Source organism: Streptomyces sp. YGL11-2 (genome assembly GCF_050054615.1).
GTDB lineage: Bacteria > Actinomycetota > Actinomycetes > Streptomycetales > Streptomycetaceae > Streptomyces.
This window is the reverse complement of sequence record NZ_JBNHIN010000006.1, coordinates 178,670-194,831: the sequence shown is the minus strand read 5'-3', so window position 1 is coordinate 194,831 and position 16,162 is coordinate 178,670. Positions and strand designations below refer to the sequence as shown.

At 69.7% G+C, this 16,162-nt stretch carries 13 protein-coding genes; 1 reads left to right on the top strand and 12 read right to left on the bottom strand.

The window, feature by feature from the left end:
• Window positions 1–43 precede the first annotated feature (43 nt).
• From ftsH to dacB, 5 genes are all read right to left on the bottom strand, one after another.
• A complete protein-coding gene (gene ftsH / locus ACO1BR_RS09940; RefSeq protein ID WP_426794656.1) occupies window positions 44–2,059 on the bottom strand; it encodes an ATP-dependent zinc metalloprotease FtsH in 2,016 nt (671 codons plus the stop codon).
• Between the two features lie 283 nt (window positions 2,060–2,342).
• Window positions 2,343–2,882 (bottom strand): hypoxanthine phosphoribosyltransferase, encoded by a 540-nt coding sequence (hpt, locus tag ACO1BR_RS09935; protein WP_189302356.1) that lies wholly within the window; start codon window positions 2,880–2,882, stop codon window positions 2,343–2,345.
• Window positions 2,883–2,995: 113 nt separating this feature from the next.
• Window positions 2,996–4,003, bottom strand: coding sequence for a tRNA lysidine(34) synthetase TilS (gene tilS, locus ACO1BR_RS09930; protein WP_426794655.1), 1,008 nt, complete (start codon window positions 4,001–4,003; stop codon window positions 2,996–2,998).
• 195 nt (window positions 4,004–4,198) lie between these two features.
• Window positions 4,199–5,347 carry a zinc-dependent metalloprotease gene (locus tag ACO1BR_RS09925; protein ID WP_426794654.1) on the bottom strand — a complete coding sequence of 383 codons (1,149 nt, stop codon included), beginning with the start codon at window positions 5,345–5,347 and terminating at the stop codon, window positions 4,199–4,201.
• A 540-nt stretch (window positions 5,348–5,887) separates the two neighbouring features.
• Window positions 5,888–7,501 (bottom strand): D-alanyl-D-alanine carboxypeptidase/D-alanyl-D-alanine endopeptidase, encoded by a 1,614-nt coding sequence (dacB, locus tag ACO1BR_RS09920; protein ID WP_426794653.1) that lies wholly within the window; start codon window positions 7,499–7,501, stop codon window positions 5,888–5,890.
• 86 nt (window positions 7,502–7,587) lie between these two features.
• On the opposite strand from dacB, the gene ACO1BR_RS09915 reads away from it, so the two are divergent.
• Window positions 7,588–8,082, top strand: coding sequence for an inorganic diphosphatase (locus ACO1BR_RS09915; RefSeq protein WP_003968257.1), 495 nt, complete (start codon window positions 7,588–7,590; stop codon window positions 8,080–8,082).
• Window positions 8,083–8,275: 193 nt separating this feature from the next.
• Here the strand turns inward: ACO1BR_RS09915 and ACO1BR_RS09910 are convergent, their stop codons facing one another.
• The 7 genes from ACO1BR_RS09910 to ACO1BR_RS09880 all read right to left on the bottom strand — a co-directional run bounded on the left by ACO1BR_RS09910 (window position 8,276) and on the right by ACO1BR_RS09880 (window position 16,126).
• Entirely contained in the window at window positions 8,276–9,133 is an 858-nt protein-coding gene (locus tag ACO1BR_RS09910) for a hypothetical protein (RefSeq protein ID WP_426794652.1), read from the bottom strand.
• 145 nt (window positions 9,134–9,278) lie between these two features.
• On the bottom strand, window positions 9,279–9,455 hold the full coding sequence (locus tag ACO1BR_RS09905; RefSeq protein ID WP_426794651.1) for a linaridin family RiPP: 177 nt from the start codon (window positions 9,453–9,455) through the stop codon (window positions 9,279–9,281).
• A 134-nt stretch (window positions 9,456–9,589) separates the two neighbouring features.
• Entirely contained in the window at window positions 9,590–10,177 is a 588-nt protein-coding gene (locus ACO1BR_RS09900; RefSeq protein ID WP_426794650.1) for a hypothetical protein, read from the bottom strand.
• Window positions 10,177–11,082: an alpha/beta fold hydrolase gene (locus ACO1BR_RS09895; protein WP_426794649.1), complete on the bottom strand. Its 906-nt coding sequence runs from the start codon at window positions 11,080–11,082 to the stop codon at window positions 10,177–10,179. The genes ACO1BR_RS09900 and ACO1BR_RS09895 overlap by 1 nt, the downstream gene beginning before the upstream one ends.
• A 186-nt stretch (window positions 11,083–11,268) precedes the next feature.
• On the bottom strand, window positions 11,269–11,616 hold the full coding sequence (locus tag ACO1BR_RS09890) for a transposase (RefSeq protein ID WP_426794648.1): 348 nt from the start codon (window positions 11,614–11,616) through the stop codon (window positions 11,269–11,271).
• 1,112 nt (window positions 11,617–12,728) lie between these two features.
• Window positions 12,729–14,195 (bottom strand): phytoene desaturase family protein, encoded by a 1,467-nt coding sequence (locus ACO1BR_RS09885; protein WP_426794647.1) that lies wholly within the window; start codon window positions 14,193–14,195, stop codon window positions 12,729–12,731.
• Entirely contained in the window at window positions 14,192–16,126 is a 1,935-nt protein-coding gene (locus ACO1BR_RS09880) for an ABC transporter ATP-binding protein (RefSeq protein WP_426794646.1), read from the bottom strand. Before ACO1BR_RS09880 ends, ACO1BR_RS09885 begins: the two co-directional genes overlap by 4 nt.
• Window positions 16,127–16,162: the final 36 nt, after the last annotated feature.

Below are 16,162 nucleotides of genomic sequence, written 5' to 3'. Positions count from 1 at the left end.
CCCCGGCACGTATTCCGGGGCGCCCGGGGCGGGCGCCCCGGGCTCAGCTCTCGGGACGCCGGTCCTCGGGGGCCTCCGCCTTCTCGGTGGAAACGGTGCCGGACGCCGCCGTCACAGAGCCGTTGGCCGGGGCCAGCTCCTTCGGCGACAGCACCGGCGGGCGGGTCGAGGGCGTACGGCGCGAGGAGCCGGTCCACGCCGGGCGGGCCGGGCGCTTGACGACGTGCTTGAAGAGCTCGGCGATCTCCTCCTTGTTGAGCGTCTCCTTCTCCAGGAGCGTCAGCACGAGGTTGTCGAGCACATCGCGGTTCTCGACCAGGATCTCCCACGCCTCGTTGTGCGCGGTCTCGATCAGCTTCTTGACTTCCTCGTCGACCAGCGCGGCGACCTCTTCCGAGTAGTCGCGCTGGTGACCCATCTCACGGCCCAGGAACGGCTCGGAGTTGTCCGTGCCGAACTTGATCGCGCCGAGCCGCTCGGTCATGCCGTACTGCGTGACCATCGAGCGGGCCGTCGCGGTCGCCTTCTCGATGTCGTTCGCGGCGCCCGTGGTCGGGTCGTGGAAGACCAGCTCCTCCGCCGCGCGGCCGCCCAGCATGTACGCCAGCTGGTCGAGCATCTCGTTGCGGGTGGTGGAGTACCTGTCCTCGTCGGGCAGGACCATGGTGTACCCCAGGGCCCGACCGCGGGACAGGATCGTGATCTTGTGGACCGGGTCGGAGTTCGGCGAAGCCGCCGCGACCAGGGCGTGTCCGCCCTCGTGGTACGCGGTGATCTTCTTCTCCTTCTCGGACATGATCCGGGTCCGCTTCTGCGGTCCGGCCACGACGCGGTCGATCGCCTCGTCCAAGAAGTGGTTGTTGATCAGCTTCTCGTCGCTCCGGGCCGTCAGCAGCGCGGCCTCGTTGAGGACGTTGGACAGATCGGCACCGGTGAAGCCGGGGGTGCGCTTGGCGACGGCCGAGAGGTCGACGTCCGGCGCGACCGGCTTGCCCTTCTGGTGGACCTTGAGGATCTCCAGACGGCCCTGCAGGTCCGGGCGGTCGACGGCGATCTGCCGGTCGAAACGGCCGGGGCGCAGCAGCGCCGGGTCGAGGATGTCCGGGCGGTTCGTGGCGGCGATCAGGATCACGCCGCCCTTCACGTCGAAGCCGTCCATCTCGACGAGGAGCTGGTTCAGGGTCTGCTCGCGCTCGTCGTGGCCGCCGCCGAGGCCCGCACCGCGGTGCCGGCCGACGGCGTCGATCTCGTCGACGAAGACGATCGCCGGGGCGTTCGCCTTGGCCTGCTCGAAGAGGTCGCGGACCCGGGAGGCACCGACACCGACGAACATCTCGACGAAGTCGGAGCCGGAGATCGAGTAGAACGGGACGCCGGCCTCGCCCGCGACGGCGCGCGCGAGCAGCGTCTTGCCCGTACCGGGCGGGCCGTACAGCAGCACGCCCTTGGGGATCTTGGCGCCGACGGCCTGGAACTTCGCCGGGTCCTGGAGGAACTCCTTGATCTCGTGGAGCTCCTCGACGGCCTCGTCGGATCCCGCGACGTCCGCGAAGGTCGTCTTGGGGGTGTCCTTGGTGATCAGCTTCGCCTTCGACTTACCGAAGTTCATCACCCGGGAGCCGCCGCCCTGCACCTGGTTCATCACGATCAGGATGCCGATGGGCAGGAGGATGAAGGGCAGCAGCGAGATCAGCACGCCGACGAACGGGTTCTGCTTCGACGGGGAGACGGTGTACCCGTCCTTGATCTCGCCGGTCTGGTACTTGGCCTGCAAATTCTTGGCGATGTCGACGCCCTGGTCGCCGATGTAGCTCGCCTGGATCTTGTTGGAGCCGTCGATCTTGTTGTTGCCCGACAGCTCGATCTTGATCTTGTTCTCGTCGCCGGTGGTCAGCTCGGCGGATTTCACCTTGTTGTCAGCGATCGCCTTGACGACCTGACCGGTGTCCACCGTCTTAAAACCGCCGGACGAGCCGACGACCTGCATCAACACGACCACGGCGAGGACGGCCAGCACGATCCACATGACCGGCCCACGGAAGTATCGCTTCACGTCCATCCATACGGAGCCGTGTACGGCCCCGTCCCTCCTGCCACAGTGAGGCACAACGCCCTCGGGAGGGCTGGTCGTGCGTACGGTGTTTTACTGGCCCGAAAACAGACTGCCTTCGGACGGTACCCCAGCATTGTCACCCGGCGCCTGCGCCGACAGTGAACAATGAAGCCGAGGAATCCCCTCTTCCTGCTCCAACGGCGGGAAACCGCGAACGGTTCCCGCCGGGCGGCGCAGACAGGTCCGGGACCTCGCCGGCCACGGCGGCCGGCGAGCGGATGGTGCGCTCTCAGCCCCCGTAGACGTGGGGCGAGAGGGTACCGACGAACGGCAGGTTGCGGTACTTCTCCGCGAAGTCCAGGCCGTAGCCGACGACGAATTCGTTGGGGATGTCGAAGCCGATCCACTTCACGTCGATCGCGACCTTGGCCGCCTCCGGCTTGCGCAGCAGCGTGCACACCTCCAGCGAGGCGGGCTCCCGCGAGCCGAGGTTCGACAGCAGCCACGACAGCGTCAGGCCGGAGTCGATGATGTCCTCGACGATCAGGACGTGCTTGCCCTTGATGTCGGTGTCCAGGTCCTTGAGGATGCGGACCACACCTGAGGACTGGGTGCCCGCGCCGTAGGAGGACACGGCCATCCAGTCCATCGTGACGGGGGTGGACAGCGCGCGCGCCAGATCCGCCATCACCATCACCGCGCCCTTGAGGACACCGACGATGAGCAGGTCCTTGCCCGCGTACTCCGCGTCGATCTTCGCGGCCAGCTCGGCCAGCTTCGCTTCGATCTCTTCTTTGCTGATGAGCACCGACTGAAGGTCGGCGCCCATGTCCTTGTCGTCCACCCGTGCCACTCTCGCTCGCTTCGGTGTGCAGATCAGCCGTGAACCTCACGAAGCGGGACCCGGTCGCAAGATCACGGGGCAGGGTGGTCTTCTGCGGCTCAGCCCTGCCGAATGACCAGTCTGCCACCCTGCCGTCGCACACCCACCCGCCCGGGGAGGTTGATGGCGCCCTGCCCGCGCCAGGCGGTGATCAACCGGTCCACTTCTTCGATGTGCCGGGCGAACAGCGAACCGGCAGGTGAGCCGGCCGCGATGACGGCCCGGCGCAGCACCCGGCGGCGTACCGCGGGCGGCAGCGCGAAGAGGGCGGCGACGTCGAGGGTGCCGGACTCGTCCAGCACCGTGCCCTCGGCCTCGGCGGCCCAGGCGTCCAGCGCGTCGGCGTCGTCCCGCGAGAGCTGGGCGGTGCGCGCCAGCGCCTCGACGACGCCCTTGCCGAGGCACTTCTCCAGGGCCGGCAGCCCCTCGTGCCGCAGTCGCGAGCGGGTGTAGGCGGGGTCGGTGTTGTGGGGGTCGTCCCAGACGGGCAGCGCCTGGATGAGGCACGCCTTGCGGGCGGTCTGCCGGTCGAGGTCCAGGAAGGGGCGGCGGTAGCGGCCGTCCGTCCCGGTGGTCGCGGCCATCCCGGAGAGCGAGCGGATGCCGGACCCGCGGGCGAGACCGAGGAGCACCGTCTCCGCCTGGTCGTCGCGGGTGTGGCCGAGGAGGATCGCGCTGGCACCGTGGCGGTCGGCGGTGGCGTCCAGGGCGGCGTAGCGGGCGTCGCGCGCGGCGGCTTCCGGGCCGGCCCCGCGCCCGACGTGGACGCTGACGACGTCGACGGGGTCGAGCCGCAGGGCCCGCAGCCGTACGGCGACCTCGGCGGCGCGGAGGTCGGAGCCCTCCTGGAGGCCGTGGTCGATGGTCACGCCCCCGGCGCGGACCCCCAGCTTGGGAGCCTCGAAGGCGAGGGCGGAGGCGAGCGCCATCGAGTCGGCGCCGCCGGAACAGGCGACGAGCACGAGCGGGGCCTCGTGCTGATCCTGCGCGCAGTGGTGGTTGAGTACGTCGTGGAGTACGCGGCGGACCGCCAGGCGTATCGCGGCGACCGCTGGATGGGGACCCATGTCCGTTTCCAATCGTTCAGCTGGGGGACGAGCTTCGGGCCGTGGACGGCACTTCGTCACACAGAGTGCCTAGATGGTGACAGAGACGAGCAGTTCCCCGAGCATTGCACGCCTATCCACCGGTCACGGTCCCTCAGACGGGTGATTGGAGGGGCGCGCTACTGCCGCACGGCGTGCCCAGCTCACGCCGTGCGCTTACGGTGCTCCGTCGGCCTTCCGATGCACCCGCGCGACCCAGTCCGCCGGTTTGGCGATCTCTTGTTTCGTGGGGAGGGTGTTCGGCGACGTCCAGACCCGGTTGAAGCCGTCCGTGCCGACCTCCTTGACGACGGACCGCACGAACCGCTCCCCGTCACGGTACTGCCGCAGCTTCGCGTCCAGCCCCAGCAGCTTGCGCAGCGCCAGATCCAGCCGGCCCGCGCCGCTGGCCCGGCGCTGCTGGAACTTCTCCCGGATCTCCGCGACCGACGGCACCACCTCGGGCCCCACCCCGTCCATGACGAAGTCGGCGTGCCCCTCCAGCAGCGACATCACCGCCGTCAACCGCCCGAGGATCTCCCGCTGGGCGGGCGTCTGCACGAGATCGACGATCGACCGGGTTCCGTCTTCGCCCTCCTCGCCCTCCGGCTTGGCGCCGGCCAGCGACTGGGCCGCCTCCCGCAGCCGCTCCAGCAGCGTCCCCGGGTCGATGTCGGTCTCCCCCAGGAACGACTGGATCTCGCCCTCGATGTGGTCCCGCAGCCAGGGCACGGCGGTGAACTGGGTCCGGTGCGTCTCCTCATGGAGGCACACCCACAGCCGGAAGTCATGCGGCGCGACGTCCAGCTCGCGCTCCACGTGGACGATGTTCGGCGCCACGAGCAGCAGCCGGCCGCCCTGCGCCGCGGCCGGCAGATCACGCGTGGGCGGCGCGAACGTCTCGTACTGGCCCAGCACCCGCGACGCCAGGAACGACAGCAGCATCCCCAGCTCCACGCCGGTCACCTTGCCGCCGACCGCGCCGAGCACCGCGCCACCGGGCACGTTCGAGCGCCGGTCCTCCATCTTGGCCAGCAGTGGCCGCAGGACGGCCCGGAAGCCGGCCACGTTGGCCCGGATCCAGCCGGGCCGGTCCACGACCAGCACCGGCGTGTCATGCGGCACCGCCGGGCCCTCCGCACCCGGCTGCGCCATCCGGGTGAACGCCCGGACGTGCTCCTCGGAGGACTTGGCATGCCTCCGCAACTCCGCGACGATCTCCCGCGCCTCGTCCCGGCTCACCTCCGGACCGGGCCGGACGAATCGGGTCGCGGTCGCAACCGCGAGATTCCAGTCGACCATCTCCGCACCACCGATGCTCGTCATGGCTTCACGGTACGGGGGCGCTGGGCTTGCTGGTAGCCGATCCGCTGCGCTTGGCGCCCTTCCCACGTCGTCGACTGTCCCGCCGAGGGGGTTTCGCTGTGTTCCGCCCGCGGCGCGGGGCTCGCTTCTTGCGTTGGCGGCATTGGCGCCGATCCGCTGCGCTTGGCACGCTTCCCACGTCGTCGACTGTCCCGCCGAGGGGGTTTCGCTGTGTTCCGCCCGCGGCGCGGGGCTCGCTTCTTGCGTTGGCGGCATTGGCGCCGATCCGCTGCGCTTGGCACGCTTCCCACGTCGTCGACTGTCCCGCCGAGGGGGTTTCGCTGTGTTCCGCCCGCGGCGCGGGGCTCGCTTCTTGCGTTGGCGGCATTGGCGCCGTGGTGGCTTTTTTATCCGCTGCGCGGGGCTGTCGGGGTGCGGTGACGGGCCTCCGGGGGCGGTGTGCAGGACTGCTTCGCTTTACGTCCTGCACACCGCCCCCTCCGGCCCGTCCCCTCCCGTGGGTGGGGGGGAGGAACGGTGGGTGGGGGCGGGCCAAACCGGTCAGCGGCAGCCGCAGTTGGCCACTGTGGAGGCCATGCGGTCGAGGGCCTGTTGTGCGGCCTGGGCGTCGGTGGTGCCGGTGGTCATGAAGGCGAAGGCGAGCAGCCGGCCGTCCGCGTCCACGACGGTGCCGGCCAGGGTGTTGACGCCGGTGAGGGTGCCGGTCTTGGCCCGTACGGCGCCGGCGCCCGCGGTGTCGCCCACGTAGCGCCCGCTCAGCGTGCCGGTGAACGCGGCCACCGGGAGGCCGGTGACGACCGGGCGCAGGTCCGGCTTGTCGGGGGCGGCGGCGGCCAGCAGGAGGTGCGAGAGCAGGTTCGCGGAGACCTTGTCGTCGCGGTCCAGGCCGCTGCCGTCCTCGAAGACGGCGCCGGCCAGCGGGAGGTGCTGGGCGGCCAGGGCGTCGCGTACGGCCGTGGCGGCGCCGGCGAAGTCGGCGGGCTGCCCGGAACCACGGGCGGTCTGGCGGGCCAGCGCCTCGGCGATGTCGTTGTCGCTGTTGGTCAGCATCCGTTCCACGAGGGCGGAGAGGGGGAGGGAGTGGACGGCGGCGATCCGGTCGGGGCGTTGCGGGGCGGCGGCCTCGCCGGGGTCGCCGTCGACGGTGATACCGCGCTGCCGGAGCAGCCCCGCGAAGGCGCCGGCCGCGTCGCCCGCCGGGTCGGTGGCGCGCGGTGCGGGGCCGTGGTCGCTGCCGTCGAGGCGGGCCTCGTCGGTCATCAGGGCGGTGACCGGGGCGAGGTTCTCGTTGGGGCCGATGGGGTGCTCGGCGGGTCCCGTGTAGGCGGAGGCGTCGTAGCCGAGGCCGACCTTGGTGATACCGCGCCGCTTGAGGACGCGGGCCGTGTCGTCGGCGAGGGTGCGCAGGCTGGCGGGCCGTTCCCCGCCGCCCGGTGCGGGCGCGCGGGCGGTGAGGGTCGGATCGCCGCCGCCGACCAGCACGATGCGGTCCTTGCCGCCCATGACGACGGACGTGTCGATGCGGTGGTCGGCGCCGAGCTTGGAGAGCGCGGCGATGGCGGTGGCGAGCTTCACCGTGGAGGCGGGGGTGGCGGCCTCGTCCTGTTTGGCGCCGAACACCTGCCGGCCGGACGCGACGTCCAGGACGGACGCGGTACGCAGCGGGCCGAGCGCCGGATCGGCCAGCAGCGCCGCGAGCGCGTCGGCCAGCCCCGCGTCGGTCGGTACGGGTGCGGTGCCGGGCCCCACGGCGCCGTGCGCGGGTCCGCTGAGCGCCGCGAGCACGGGCGGCGCGCTCGGCGACGGGCGGGGCGCCCGGCCGTCATCGTGATGCTCGCCACCTGTGTCCGGTACGCCGGCCGCGGCGGCCCGCTCGGCCGTACGCTGACCGGAGTCCCACGGCCCGGCCGCCGCGACCGCGGCGACCGCGACCGCCAGTCCGGTAGCGGCGGACAGCGCCGTCAGCCGCCAGGTCTGCCGCGTATGCCGCGGTGTGGCCCGCCACGTCTGCCGGGCGGCGAACGACGCCGCGTACGCAGCACGGTGCGCGGTCCGTCCCGCGGTGCGGGCGGAACGCTGTGCCCGGCGCGCCGCCACCCGCGCGGAGCGCTGCGCCGACTGCCACCTGACCTGCCATGTTCGGGTCTCGGGCACCTCGGACCAGCCCCTTTCGCCACCACACACCTGCGTGGGGGACACTTAATCACCAGACGTATGTGTTGATCATGGAGGAGCCACCCGTGGAGTTCGACGTCACCATCGAGATCCCGAAGGGTTCGCGGAACAAGTACGAGGTGGACCACGAGACCGGTCGGATCCGCCTGGACCGTCGACTCTTCACCTCGACCAGCTACCCGGCCGACTACGGCTTTGTCGAGAACACCCTGGGCGAGGACGGCGACCCGCTGGACGCGCTGGTCATCCTGGACGAGCCGACCTTCCCCGGCTGCCTCATCAAGTGCCGCGCCATCGGCATGTTCCGGATGACGGACGAGGCCGGCGGCGACGACAAGCTGCTGTGCGTGCCCGCCTCGGACCCGCGGGTGGAGCACCTCCGCGACATCCACCACGTCTCGGAGTTCGACCGCCTGGAGATCCAGCACTTCTTCGAGGTCTACAAGGACCTGGAGCCCGGCAAGTCCGTCGAGGGTGCCGACTGGGTCGGCCGCGCCGAGGCCGAGGCCGAGATCGAGGCGTCCTACAAGCGCCTTGAGGCGCAGGGCGGCGCGCACTGACCTGACGAGCGGACCCGGCGCAGCGCGGGGCTCTCCGGCCCCGCCGCGCCCTTGGGCGCGCTCTGATTTTCGTACGCGAACGGGCGGCACCCAGTCGGGGTGCCGCCCGTCGTTCGTGTCGTGGGTCCGCGGGGTGGACGCCGGGGGCCGGGGGTCTCCCGGCCGCGGGGCGCGAGCCGCGGTGTTACGGGTGTTACGCAGCGGCGGGCGCGAGGGCAGCCGCCGGGGCCTTGCCGGCCAGCGCCGGGCTCTTGTCGCTCTGCGCGAAGACATAGAGGAGCGCCGGGTGCGTGGCGGCGAAGGCCAGCACGAAGCGGTTGAGCCCCATGAACTGCCCGATTCCCAGGTGGAAGAGCGTCATCGAGCCGAGGTACGCCTTCGCCGCCGGCTTCGGCAGGACGAAGACCAGCGGGAAGCCGACCTCCGCGGCGACCGTCGTCCAGGTGATGAGCTTGCCCAGCATCGGGTACTTGTGCACGAGCTTGTAGATGTTCGGGTCCCCGTAGTTGTGCGTGCGGATGACGCCGCTGAACGCCTCTCCGCTCAGCCACACCGGGGACACCAGCTTGACGACACCGGACGCGACGTAGGAGATGGTCGTCTCCAGGGCGAGCGCGCGCATGGCCACGTCGCGGGCCTTCTCGTTGTCCTTGAAGGTGCCGGTCGAGGCGAGGACGACGTTGATCACCTGCTGGAGCTGGTCGGCACCGTCTCCGCCGTAGGGGGTGCGCACACGTGAGGCGGCACCCGTCACCGCCAGAACGGCGCTGCCCGCCGCGCGCACTCCGCGCTTGTGACCCCAGATCAGCGTGGCGGCGGAGGCTCCCGCCTGAATCCCGTAAAGGGCGACGCCTGCCTTCTTGGAGGTGAGGGCCCGGGTCAGCCGGGGAAAGCGCTTGGCGAGTCCGGGGTGCGTGTTCTCCAGCTGGGCACTCAGCAGGTCACCGTCCGCGAGCTTGCGGTGCTGGCTCAGCATTTCCAGCGCGGAGACCAGCGTCCCCACGGAAGCCACTCGGCGGGCCGTGACCTCGGGCGGGGCGCTGAGAAACATGAGTGAGTGCTCCTGATGAATTGATACGAGTACGGTGGGTATCAAAGGACGGCGGCACGGTATGTGTATCGGACGTACCGTGCCGCCGCCCGCCTTCATCAGCCGGGACTAACGATGCCGTTCAACACCGTCCCGGCCGGTTCTCTTAGTGGCGCAGGACCTCGTGGGTGGCCATGTTCACCGTCGCCGCGGTGGCCGCGGTCACCGCGACGCCCTCGGGGGTCGCGAGGACGGTCAGCGGAGTGGTCATGGTCGGGGTCGCGTCAGAACCGATACGGCCCGGCGTCGCGTCGGACAGCTCGGTGTTAGCGAATTCAGCCACAACAGACATTTGCGTTCCTTTCTTCAAGAAAATTCAGCAAGTTCTCCAGCCGTTCGGCGGGAGGACGCGGACTCACGCGGTAAGGGGCTGCCGAGTGAGTTCGCGGCTTCCAGTCGAGAGGGTTGGTCGGCTCGCTATGCGGCCACCGGAAACGCGACCACGTCGGGGGCGTCGTCTTCCTCCAGCGGGAACTCCATGGAGACGAAGACGGGTTCGATGTGCCGGTCTTCCGGATTGGTGGGGTGCGAATACATCAGCAGGAACTGGCTGTGCGAGGCGCCCTCGGCATGAGGCAGATGGCGCTGGATATAGCCGGCCAGCAGCTTGTACCCGGTCCCCATCGATACGGGGCGCACGTCCGATCCGAAGGCGATCGACTGGGCGATGACGTGCTGGCTCGCGTCGAACAGGGCCTTCGGGCACCGGTTGCGCGCGTTCCACGCCAGTGCGTACCACGGCCGGTCACGGGTGACCGGAACTTCCGCCCACTCACCGGGCTTGCCGTCCGTGATGTCCCGGTAGAGGAGGTGACTGTCCTTGACTCCGGGGTTCGGCCCGAAGAAACGCCAGTTGGGGGTGGGTATCCGCCACCACTTCCCGCGGCGCATGAGACCGTCGAAACGCTGCTCGGGAATCTGCGCCACGGCCGTCGCCACCAGCCAGCCGGCGAGTGTCGCCGTGACAGCAGCCGTCTTCACCCGTTCCGTGTTCACGCTCACCATCACGTCAGTTCCTTTTCCCGCTCCGCGGCGCTCTCTTCAGCCTGGCGGCCCTTGCCGGGCCGCGACTGCTCCGGGTCGGTCCGCTCGGAGGGCGGTTCGCCGGCGATCAACTCCGCCACCTCTCGGGCGTGTTCCGGCACGGAGAGAAGGGACTCGTGATCGGAGCCGTCGACGAAGTGGTGCCGGGACCTCGCCGAGATGAGGGGCAGCCTGGCCTGGACCCCGTGGTGTATGGCGTTGTCGCCGACGTTGTTCTCCGCCGTGATGACGGTCAACGGGCAATCCAGTTCAGCCAGTTCCGGATAGGTCATCGCGTCCCGGTACTCCCGGCCGGCCGTGGCCCACGTACTCGGCTGCGCCAGGAACGCCAGGTAGCTCCGGTTGATTTCCGGGCGGTATTGCTTGTTCACGTTCAGGGCGGGGCGGAAGACCGAGAGGCCCGTCCCCGAATACACCTGCTCCATCACCATCGACCGGCGGGACCACCGGTCGACTTCGGTACGGCGGGAGTAACGCAGGCTGACCACTTCGGTGGCGTCGATCATGACCACTGCGGTCACGCCCTTCACCGCGTCCGGGTGGAGCGAGGCATAGGCGGCGATGAGGTACCCGCCGAGGGAGTGCCCGGCCAGCACCAGCGGAAGATCACCGACGTACGTTTCGCGCAGTTCCTGCACCAGCTCGAAATGCCGGTCCAGTCCGTACTGCTTCGACGGCGTGCTGAGTCCGTAGCCGGGACGGTTGAACCGTACGTACCCCATATCTGCGGGAAGCGCTTCGCAGACCCAGTCCCAGTATTCGTGGGCCATTCCCAGCCCGTTGTCGAGCAGGACCATGCGACGGGCATTCGGAGGAATCTTGACGTCAACCTCTACGAGGCTGCCGTCCGGCCTCTCGTGCGTCATGTAGCGACGTGCACGTTCACGTTTCCCCGTGAATCGCGTTACTGCACCGGCCAGCAGGCTCGCGCCGGCCAACCCTGCGATACCCACGGCGAATTGGCGTTCCAATGACGCCACAATTCCTCCCCCGTGATTTCAAGTGGCTGATACCCAGAACTCTAACACCGAGTGCCGGGGTAAAATAATGAGTTAGTTGACTCTCCGGACCGGGTGAGTCTTCCCCCGAGGCTGCGGAACACGACCTGGCGCACTCCGCCCATACTTCCGGAGTTCCATGTACAGCTCGCCTATCGTGGCCTTCAGCATGGCGTTTTCCTGGGTCAACTCAGCTATCCGGGACGCCTCCTCGGAGTCCCTTCCGCTCTCGCCGGCCAGGCCGTTGCGAGCCCCCTCAATAAACTGTCTGCGCCAGTTTGATACTGACTGCTCGGAGACTCCGGCTTCACGCGCGGCCTCTGCCGCGGTCAGTTGGCCACTCATGACTCTGACCAGGAGACCGAGTTTCTTGTCTGCGGGCAAAATCGGTGGACGTCCCACGTGGAACCCCCTTCTACGATCCGCGTTCGGGTATGCCGCACTCAGGGTTTGACGTAGCAACTGGTGAACAGGGCGACCGGTCGGCTGTGGCGAGCGCCGTCCCAGTTCGTGGGCTGCGCGCTCCAGCCCGGCCGCGCGGGCATGATCGTGGGCGTCATCCGGGGTGGTCGGCCGGGTGAATGCGGTCCCCACCCGGATGGTGCCGGTGGTTAGGGTTCCAGGATCGGTTGCTTGTTGCGCATCTCGATCACCAGGCTGCCGCCGGGGGCGAGAAGCCGGCCACTCGCCGGACGGCCCGGTGGCTGTTCCTCGCGAATGTGCCGGAGCGACGCGGTCGCACCGGCGTGGGACTTCAGCCCGCAGCGGGATTCCGAGGTGTGGTCACGTGCGTCCCCGAGGCCGAATTCAACGGTCCCCGCCTCAGGCGCGGAATGAACGGCCGGCAGACCCTTCACGGTCTCCGTGGTACGTCTGCCGCCAGGAAATAGGCGATCGCTTCGGCCTTCGCACTGCCACCCACAGCCAATGTCTTCTCCCCCGTTATCCACCCGTGCTCCCTCGCTTTGTCCCCACTGTCGATCCCGACGGGAACGTCGTGAAGCAGAAGAGCTGGAACGAGGCAAGACGCCGTTACCAGAAATGACGTCATACGCCAACACAGCTGCGCAGTAGAACCACAGCCGCCTGCATGGTGGGTCAGACCAGCAGTCCTATCGATCCAGTGGTATCGCCTCAACGAGATGTGGGGGATTTCACGTTTATGCCGTGTCAGTCCATCATATACGCCGGCCCGGATACCAGTGAATAGTACACAGAGCCACGAAGTCACCCAGGTGCCACCACCAGGCGCCGACCGGGCAACGCGTGTCCGAATTGACTGACTGCAACCCTTTTGCGTCGAGCGCTGCCGGGCCACATCGGCTTTCCGTATCGCGTTTCCCTTACTTGGTCCGGACTCCATCCCACACCAGACCCTCCGGCGTTGCCCAGCCCTTTGCCTACTTTTAGCGACAGGATTACCGGTGGCCCGACCCAGAAGGTGAGGTCACCGGCACCGACGCCGACCGATGACGACAAAGAATGCACAGCCGCTTCAGCGGGAAAGTGCGCATTTAAATAACGGCAGCTTTCGGTGACAGCGCGGGTACGTTACGTATATCGAAACGGTGCCGTAGTGCGGAAATCGCGGCCAGATAGCCGGACATGCCGTGCACGCTGGGCCCCGGCGGGGTGGCCGAGGAGCACAGGAACACTCCGGGCAGCGGTGTGCGGTAGGGGTCGACGCGGGGCACGGGCCGCGCGATGCTCTGGTACAGCGTCATCGCGCCGGAACCGATGTCCCCGCCCACGTAGTTGGGGTTGTAGCTCTCGTACGCGGCGGCGGGCACGGAGCGGTGGGCGACGACCGTGTCCCCGAACCCCGGGGCGTAGCGCTCGATGCGGGCGCGCACCAGGTCGTAGGGGTCGGTGGGGTCGCCGTTCGGCACATGGGCGTAGGCCCACACGGGCCGCTTCCCGGGCAGCGCACGTCCCGGATCGGTCACCGCGGGGTCCACGAGCAGGACGAACGGCTCCCTGGTCCGTATCCGGCGGGCGTTCCTCGTCTCCTGGCGCACCATCTCGGCATGCGTGCCGCCCAGATGCACCGTCCCGGCGCGACCCACCGCGGGATCGGCCCAGGGGATCGGCTCGGAGACCAGGAAGTCGACCTTGGCGGCGCCCGGACCGTAGCGGAACCGCGCAAGGGCGCGCGCGTAGGAGCGGGGCAGCCGCTCGCCCGCGACAGCCAGGAAGCCCTTGGGGCTGGTGTCCAGCAACACCGCCCGCGCGCCGCCCAGTTGCGCCAGGTCCGTCACCGCGTGCCCGGTGTGGAAGACGCCGCCGTGCGCGGTGATGTCCTGGGCCATCGCCTCCGCGATACGGGCGCTGCCACCGCGCGGCAGCGGCCACCCCGTCCCGTGCGCCAGGTGGCCGAGCAGCATGGCCACCGCGCCGGCCGCGAGACTCGGCAGCCTGCCGACCGCGTGCGCGGCGACGCCGGTGAGCAGGGCCGCCGCCTCCTCGCCCTGGAAGCGTGCCGCGCCGAGCCCGGTGCCGTGGAGGGCCACCCGGCCGGCCAGCAGCAGGGCGGCGGCGGGGTCCCGCGGCAGGCTGCGCTGCCCGCCGAGGATCAGCTCGACGACGGCTTCGCTGTGCTCCAGTAGCGGGCGCATCAGCCGCCGCCAGCGCGGGCCGTCGGGGCCCAGGTGCGCGCAGGTGTCCGCCAGCGAGCGGTACGCCAGGGCGGCCCGGCCCCCGTCCAGCGGGTGGGCGTAGCTGATCTCGGGGTGCAGCAGCTCGACCCCGCGGGCCGCCAGGTCGAACGCGCGGAAGAACGGGGAGGCGGCGGCCATGGGATGGACGGCGGAGCAGATGTCGTGCACCACGCCGCTGTCGAAGAGCGGCGCGGTCCGCAGCCCGCCGCCGATGGTCTCGGCCGCCTCGTGAAGCTCGACCTTCAGGCCGGCCCGGGCCAGGACCACACCGGCCGCCAGGCCGTTGGGGCCGGTGCCGACGATGGCCACGTCCGTGCTGCTCACCACTGCTCCTCGATCCTGATGGGCCGAAGCCGCACCGTCTGCTCGTTGAGGCCGCCCCATTGGGGCCAGCCGAGCGCGGACGCCAGCGGACCCGCCCCCGGCTCCCCGCGCACCCAGTCGGTCGCCGTGGCGACGGGGGCGGACCCGGCGTGCAGTTGGGAGCCCGCCAGCCGCCGGTACAGCTCGTCGCGCTCCATCAGGTCGTGGTGCACGCCGGTGGCGCGGACCCGGCCGCCTTCCAGCACCACGATCTTCTCGGCGTCGACCACCGTGGAGATGCGGTGGGCGATGGCGATGACCGCGCACTGCTGGGACACCCTGCGCAGCACGTCGCGGAAGTCCCGCTCCGAGTCGGAGTCCAGGTTGGAGGTGGCTTCGTCCAGCAGCATGACCGCGGGCTTCTGGAGCAACGTACGGGCGATGCACAGGCGTTGGCGCTGCCCGCCGGACAATCCGCTGCCCTGGTCGCCGAGTTCGGTGTCGAGTCCCTTCGGGAGACCGGCGACCACCGAGGTGAGGCCGGCCATCTCCACCGCCTCCCAGATGTCGTCCTCGGCGGCGTGCGGATGGGCGTAGGTCAGGTTCTCCCGGACCGTGCCGCGCAGGGTCGCGCTGTCCTGCTGGACGTAGCCGACCAGCCCGCGGACGGTGTCGAGCGGCAGCGTCTCGATGTTCTTCCCGCCGATCAGGATGACGCCGCCGTCCAGCGCGTAGAAGCGCTCGATGAGCTGGAACATGCTGGTCTTGCCCGCGCCCGAGGGCCCGACCACCGCCGTCAGCCCGCGCGCCGGCACGGTGAGCGAGATGCCGTGCAGGACCTGCGTCCGCTCTTCCTCCTCGCCCCGCCGGTAGCCGAACCGCACGTCGTGGAACTCGACCGCCGGCACGTGCAGGGCCAGCGGCCCGATGGGCGCGCCGCCGGACGCCTCCTCCGCCCCGTTGCCCTCCTGGGGCATGCGGGCCAGCTCGTCGACCCGCTGGATGGCGGCCCGGCCCTGGATGAACTGGCCTATCCCCATGAAGAACGTCACCAGCGGCGACACCAGCTGGAAGAGGTACATGATGAACGTGGTCAGGTCGGCCATCTTCATCTCGCCACGGGCCACCCACGCCATTCCGGCACCGACGACGACGGCCAGCGCGCCCTGCGTACCGACGTTCATGGACGGCGTGAACAGGGCGTTGTAGGCGTTGACCCGGATACCCGAACGCCGCGCCCGCTCGGCCAGCTTGCCGATGCGGGCGGTCTCCCGCGTCTCGGCGCGCGACGCCTTGACGGTGGGCAGCGCGGCGAGCACGCGCTGTACGGCGGTGCCGAACTGGCCGGTGTCGTCCCGGTTTTGGAGGGCCACCCTGCGCAGCTTGCGCGCGATGGAGAGGGAGATGAGGCTGGCGGCGCCGAGGCAGCCGATGGTGATGAGCATCAGCCGTACGTCGATGAGGAACATCAGCACCACACCGCCGATCACGGTGGCACCGCTGATGATCAGCTGGGCGAGGCTCTGCGAGAGGGCGATCTTCACCAGTGAGGTGTCGGTGACCGTGCGGGTGAGGATGTCGCCCTGGGGCCGCTTCCCGAATTCGGTGAGGTCGGCGCGGAGCAGCCGTCCGGTCAGCAGCTGGCGGACGTCGTAGACGATGTTCTCCCCGGCCCGCCCGATGACGTACGCCTGGAGCGAGGAGAAGACCGCGCCCACGCAGAAGAGGGTGACGAGTCGGACGATCGGGAAGGCGAGCGATTCGCCCTTGCCCGCCGCCTCGATCAGTTTTCCGATGGACCACGGTTGGGTGAGCGAGGCGCCCACGCCCAGCAGGCCCAGCAGCACGCCCGTGACGAGCAGTGTGGTGTGTTGTCTGACGACGCTTGAGACCGATCCGGCGCCGCGTCCGGTCCTGCTACTCAGGCTTGCGTGGCCGGCATGACTCGCCATGAGTGCTCCCCCCGTATTGACGACGGTTCACGGCGC